Origin of the sequence: Neobacillus drentensis (genome assembly GCF_036965645.1) — a bacterium.
GTDB lineage: Bacteria > Bacillota > Bacilli > Bacillales > Cytobacillaceae > Neobacillus > Neobacillus drentensis_D.
In genome coordinates this window covers 59,869-66,071 of the sequence record NZ_JBALPZ010000032.1, presented here as the reverse complement: position 1 = coordinate 66,071, position 6,203 = coordinate 59,869, and the positions used below count along the sequence as shown (strand labels likewise).

General features: G+C 38.3%; 7 protein-coding genes. All 7 read right to left on the bottom strand.

The window, feature by feature from the left end:
- Positions 1-30: 30 nt before the first annotated feature.
- The 7 genes from V7266_RS06000 to spoIIM all read right to left on the bottom strand — a co-directional run bounded on the left by V7266_RS06000 (position 31) and on the right by spoIIM (position 6,094).
- Positions 31-1,335, bottom strand: coding sequence for a pyrimidine-nucleoside phosphorylase (locus V7266_RS06000; protein ID WP_335466644.1), 1,305 nt, complete (start codon positions 1,333-1,335; stop codon positions 31-33).
- Positions 1,336-1,395: 60 nt separating this feature from the next.
- A complete protein-coding gene (locus V7266_RS05995; protein ID WP_335466642.1) occupies positions 1,396-2,208 on the bottom strand; it encodes a purine-nucleoside phosphorylase in 813 nt (270 codons plus the stop codon).
- Between the two features lie 13 nt (positions 2,209-2,221).
- Positions 2,222-3,406, bottom strand: coding sequence for a phosphopentomutase (gene deoB / locus V7266_RS05990; RefSeq protein ID WP_335466641.1), 1,185 nt, complete (start codon positions 3,404-3,406; stop codon positions 2,222-2,224).
- A 221-nt stretch (positions 3,407-3,627) separates the two neighbouring features.
- Positions 3,628-4,521 carry a site-specific tyrosine recombinase XerD gene (xerD, locus tag V7266_RS05985; protein WP_335466639.1) on the bottom strand — a complete coding sequence of 298 codons (894 nt, stop codon included), beginning with the start codon at positions 4,519-4,521 and terminating at the stop codon, positions 3,628-3,630.
- A 5-nt stretch (positions 4,522-4,526) separates the two neighbouring features.
- Complete coding sequence (locus V7266_RS05980; protein WP_335466637.1) at positions 4,527-4,754, bottom strand: YqzK family protein; 228 nt, start codon at positions 4,752-4,754, stop codon at positions 4,527-4,529.
- Between the two features lie 122 nt (positions 4,755-4,876).
- Positions 4,877-5,338, bottom strand: coding sequence for a ferric iron uptake transcriptional regulator (gene fur / locus V7266_RS05975; RefSeq protein ID WP_335466635.1), 462 nt, complete (start codon positions 5,336-5,338; stop codon positions 4,877-4,879).
- Positions 5,339-5,446: 108 nt separating this feature from the next.
- Positions 5,447-6,094: a stage II sporulation protein M gene (gene spoIIM / locus V7266_RS05970; RefSeq protein ID WP_335466634.1), complete on the bottom strand. Its 648-nt coding sequence runs from the start codon at positions 6,092-6,094 to the stop codon at positions 5,447-5,449.
- Positions 6,095-6,203 lie beyond the last annotated feature (109 nt).

The following is a 6,203-nucleotide window of genomic DNA, read 5'->3' as shown; positions in this document are numbered from 1 at the left end:
TTCACATGGTGCCTGTCACCCTGCCCGTTTTTATTCTGTTATTTCGCCATGAATAAGAATTGGAGCTTCTATCTTTTCAGAAGTAATCTTAATGTTTTCATAAAGCTTGTCTTTTACTTCGTCCACTTTTTCATAGTTACTGTAAATTGTAACGAGGGATTCCCCTTTTTTCACTTTGTCGCCGATTTTCTTCCGTAAAACAAGACCAACAGCTAGATCAATCGTAGATTCTTTTGTTGCTCTCCCCGCACCGAGGATCATAGCTGCAGTTCCAACTTCATCAGCTACTATTTCAGCTACATAGCCATCTTCTTTTGCCTCAAGTTCAAATGTATATTTTGCCTGCGGCAATTTTGCAGGATTATCGACGATTGAGGCATCTCCACCCTGGGAACTCAAGAAAACCTTTAATTTTTCTAATGCAGAACCATCCTTTATCGCATTTTCGAGCTTTTGACGTGCCTCTTCTAATGTGTTGGCTTTTTCGGCCAAGTAAACCATATGACTTCCTAGTGTAAGACACAGTTCTGTTAAATCTTGAGGACCCTCTCCTTTTAGGGTATCAATCGCTTCTTTTACTTCAAGGGCATTTCCGATTGCATATCCAAGCGGCTGGCTCATATCAGAAATAACAGCCATTGTCCTCCTGCCCACATTATTTCCAATCCGCACCATTGCCTTTGCTAATTCCTTTGAATCATCCAGCGTTTTCATAAAGGCACCGGCACCTGTTTTAACATCTAGTACAATCGCATCGGCCCCTGCGGCAATTTTTTTACTCATGATGGAGCTTGCAATTAACGGAATACTATCGACAGTTGCCGTAACATCCCTTAATGCATATAGCTTCTTGTCAGCGGGGGTTAAGTTTCCGCTCTGTCCAATAACAGCAATTTTATTTTTATTGACTAAATCAATAAATTCCTCATTTTCAATCTCAACATGAAAGCCTTTAACTGCTTCTAATTTATCGATGGTTCCACCAGTGTGACCTAGACCACGGCCGGACATTTTTGCAATCGGCACACCGACGGCAGCTACCAGCGGGCCTAGAACAAGGGTGGTTGTATCACCAACTCCACCAGTAGAATGCTTATCGACCTTAATCCCTTCAATTTGTGATAAATTGATTTGGTCACCCGACTGAACCATTGCCATGGTTAAATCTGCTCTTTCCTTTTCTGTCATGCCTCTGAAATAAATAGCCATTGTTAAAGCACTTACCTGATAATCGGGAATCGAACCATCTGTGTAACCTTCTATGATAAATTTTATTTCCTCAGTTGATAATTCTTGCCCGTCTCTCTTTTTCTCTATTAAGTCAACCATTCTCATTCAATATCACCACATCTTTTTAATATCATTTTGGGGTCTTACTTAGCGGAATTAAATTGATTACTGGCCAATTCCTTTGACAATTTCTTTAATATATAAAAGGAAGTCCGCTTTCACTTTTTCAGTTGTTTCAATCACTTCATCATGGGTTAAAGGCTGATCAAGGATACCTGCTGCCATGTTAGAAATACAGGATATCCCAAGAACTTTCATCCCACTGTGACGAGCCACAATGACCTCAGGAACAGTGGACATCCCTACCGCATCTCCACCTAAAATACGAACCATTCGGATTTCTGCCGGCGTTTCATAAACCGGACCAGGGTTTCCAAAGTATATACCTTCTTTGACGTTTAGGTTTAATCGGTCGGCAATATCTCTAGCCATCCTTCTCAATTCTTTAGAATAGGCTTCAGATAGATCAGGGAAACGAACACCTAAATTAGAATCATTTGGACCTACTAACGGATTCGTTCCCATATTATTAATATGATCTGTGATGATCATTAAATCACCTGGTGAAAAGCTTTCATTTACTCCACCTGCAGCGTTCGTGACAATTAACATTTCGACACCCATTTCTTTCATAACACGAACGGGGAATGTCACTTTATCCATGCTGTAGCCTTCATAAAAATGAAATCTTCCTTGCATCGCCACAACCTCGACACCATTTAATTGTCCGAACACCAGTTGTCCAGCATGGCCCTCTACCGTTGAAATAGGAAAATCAGGAATTTGATTGTAAGGTATCTTAACTGCATTCTCTATTTCATCCGCTAAGACACCAAGACCGGAACCTAAAATAAGACCTACTTTTGGCGTTGTCTGATATTTCCCTTTTAAAAATTGAGCGGCATTTTGAATATTCATTTTTATTCTCTCCTTATTTCAATTCATGTAAGAAGCTTTTGCCATAGTTAGGCATCTTAACATTGAAGTTGTCAGCAACTGTAGCACCAAGGTCAGCGAATGTTTCCCTTAACGGTAGTTCCTGCCCGCCATTCATACTCTTAGAATAGACAAGTAATGGGACATATTCACGTGTATGATCTGTTCCTTCAGCAACAGGATCGTTTCCATGGTCCGCTGTGATCATTAATAAATCATCATCCTTCATCTTAGCAAACACTTCAGGCAGGCGGGCATCGTATTCCTCTAGTGCCTTTCCATACCCCTCTGGATCACGTCGATGGCCATATAATGCATCAAAATCAACCAAATTTAAAAAGCTTATTCCTGTAAAGTCCATTTCGAAGGATTCGACAAGTTTATCCATCCCATCCATATTGGATACCGTTCTAAGAGACTTTGTGACTCCTTCACCATCGTAGATATCTGATATCTTTCCAATTGCAATTACATCAAATCCTGCATCCTTTAACTCACTCATGACGGTTCTATCAAATGGTTTTAAGGCATAATCATGACGATTTGGCGTTCGCTTAAAGCTTCCTGGTTCACCCAGAAATGGCCGGGCAATTACGCGTCCAACCATGTATTTTTCATCTAATGTCAGTTCACGAGCAATTTTACAAATGTTATATAACTCTTCAAGTGGGACAATTTCTTCATGTGCAGCAATTTGGAGAACGGAATCTGCTGAAGTATAAACAATTAATGCCCCTGTTTTCATATGCTCCTCACCAAGCTCATCTAATATTTCCGTTCCACTTGCAGGTTTATTCCCAATTATTTTTCGGCCTGTTCGTTTTTCTAATTCTCTTACAAGCTCATCCGGAAAGCCTTCTGGGAACACTTGGAAAGGCGTTTGTATATTCAGACCCATAATTTCCCAATGCCCTGTCATGGTATCTTTCCCATTGGATGCCTCCATCATTTTTGTATAATAAGCCAATGGCTTTTCCGCTTTGGTGATTCCTTTTATTTCACGAATATTGCTTAACCCTAATTTGCCCATATTAGGCATATTCAGACCGTTCATCCTTTCGGCAATATGACCATATGTATCTGCACCTTTGTCTCCAAACTTCTCAGCATCCGGTGCTTCGCCGATCCCAACAGAATCCATTACGATAATAAAAATTCGTTTGTATGTATTTGCAGTCATACACTACTACCTCCTTGGCATAGAAAACGTTTGCAACTAAAAATTAGACACTAATAGGTTGTCCGCATAAAAATAGGTTTATGAAAGTGATTAATTAATTTATTCGTCAGAAGTCTGACATCTATATTTTACTCTAAGTTTCTAAAAACACAAGAAAAAAGCCGCCAAAATTGTTGACGACTTTTTTCACTTGAATGAATGGAGTTTAGACTAGTATTCTATTAAGCTCGTGGATGAAATTTACTATAAACATCCCTGATTCTTGATTTCGAAACATTGGTATATATTTGCGTAGTAGAAATATCGGCATGTCCCAACATTTCTTGAACGGCTCTTAAATCGGCACCATTTTCAATCAAGTGTGCAGCAAAAGAATGGCGAAGGGTATGCGGGGTAAGCTCTTTATCAATCCCTGCCTGTTGGGCAAGTTTTTTTAATATTTTCCAAAAACCCTGTCTTGTTAACTGGTGCCCTTGATGATTTAAGAACAATGCATCAGCCTTGTGTTTCTCCGTAACAAAATGAGGTCTGCCAGTTTCAAGATATTGCTTGATTGCTGCTAAAGCAGTTTTTCCGATTGGAATAATCCGCTCCCTCTTTCCCGTTCCAATACACCGGATAAATCCGAGTGTTAAATGAACATCTTCTATTTCTAAAGCTATTAATTCACTTACACGAATTCCTGTTGCATATAGGAGCTCTAGCATGGCCTTGTCTCTTAGGCCAAAGTGGTCATTTGGGTCAGGCGTATTTAGCAGTTTTTCTACTTCAACTATGCTCAAAATCTTAGGAAGTGCACGTTCAAGTTTAGGCGTATCTATTAAAACAGAGGGATCTTGGTCTGCTGCCTTTTCTCTCAATAAAAACTGATGAAACGCCCGAATAGAGGCAATATGTCTTGCCAACGTTTTTGAGGACTTCCCTTGGTCCTTTAAATAATTTAAAAAATGGATAATTTGAATACGCTGAATCTCATTTAAGGATTGGATTACTTCCACACTTTTTAGATAATGAAGGTAGCTCTTTAAATCACGTTCATACGAAATAATCGTATTCTTAGCCAAACCCTTTTCTACTATTAAGTAATCCAAAAAAGCTTTTAACTGGTTTTCCATCACGATTACTCCCCATTTAAATAAAACAACATCAATCGGTCTAAAACAGATGAACTGTCTTCTTTCACTGCGTTTGATACCTTTAGAGCCGATCCTTCCGGTTCATCATAGCGATGATAATTTTGATATTCTTCAGATACCCAAATCATACCATAATAAAAGAGTATCGTGCACCCGGTGAAAATGATAAATACCTTTAATGTCTGCAGCGCCACTTTAAGAAAAGAGACCATCTAACATCCCCCAATACTTATTACTATTAAGAGGGTATGCCAAAATGGACAAAATATATACCTGCTGTATTTAAGACAAAAGAAAAAAGTCCTTTTCATTGAAATGGACTTTCAATTTCATTTTATTCCGTTTGCTCTTCCTTATCTTTATCCAAGCAGCGGTGACAGATACCATGAAAGGTTAATCGATGGTCTTTTATTTTAAAATTCCATCTGCGCTCAACAACGGCTTCTACATCTTCTAGTAAATCCTCTTGAATTTCATCAACAGCACCGCATTCAATACATACAAGATGATGGTGAAAATGGGCTGCACCTTCCTGACGAAGATCATACCGTGAGACTCCATCACCAAAATTTATTTTATCGACAATTTTTAATTCCGTAAGTAATTCCAATGTTCGATAAACAGTTGCTAAACCAATCTCAGGCGATTTTTCCTTTACGAGGAGGTACACATCTTCTGCACTTAAATGATCCTCTTCATTTTCTAACAAAACTCGAACGGTTGCTTCACGCTGAGGAGTTAATTTATAACTCGCTGAATGCAACTGTTTCTTAATTCTCTCAATTCTAGTTTCCATCCTGAAGGCCCTCCCTCGCCACTGTTAGTTTCCATTATAACAGATGGGCAAAGAGATTCAAAATAAAATTATTATAAATAAGATACAATAACTAATATTAACTAGTAATCATTTTAATGTAACAGAACTTATAATGCTTTTCATTAACCAAGGAGACAAATACGCTTCTACTCCCGAAGCAGCCGAAATGAATAATACGGCTGCGATTAAGGCAACAATATAACGTTTAAAAAATGGCATGATGGGCTGTGCATATTTCTTCATAAATTGCCGTTTAATCATCCTCATTGAGAAAATGACTGAGAATGCTGACATCAATATAAACACAGGAATGATAATTAGATTCTGAGGAAGAATGGATGCAAAGGCTAACAGAAAGCCTTTCCAGCCCATCTGACTAACTAAAAATCCCACCGTAAAACCTACAACCATCCCCTTTAGGAATAGAAGTATTAATATAATAGGAAGGCCAATAATGGAGATTCCTAGAATCCACATAAGTCCAATGAATTTACTATTGTGAAAAAAGCTTTGCAAAAATAAATCGTTGTCCTCGGTTACCGTTCCATCGGAAACTTGGCCAAAAAATTGCGATAAATAATAGTATAAATCTTCCTTTTGGGTAATGCTCATGCTATTTACGACAATCGCTCCGAAAATGACCCCCATGAAAAATAAGACAACAATAAATAAAAAGATTGAGGAATGTTCACGAAAATAACTTGCTGCATCTGACTGGTACAATCGTTTTTTCATCTTTAATTTCCTCCTACTACTAATGGTCGGTTATTAAAGTTTATGCCAGTCTAGCTTTTCTATGACGAGAAATATTTTAATAGATTACAAACATGAGGCAGGAACAAGT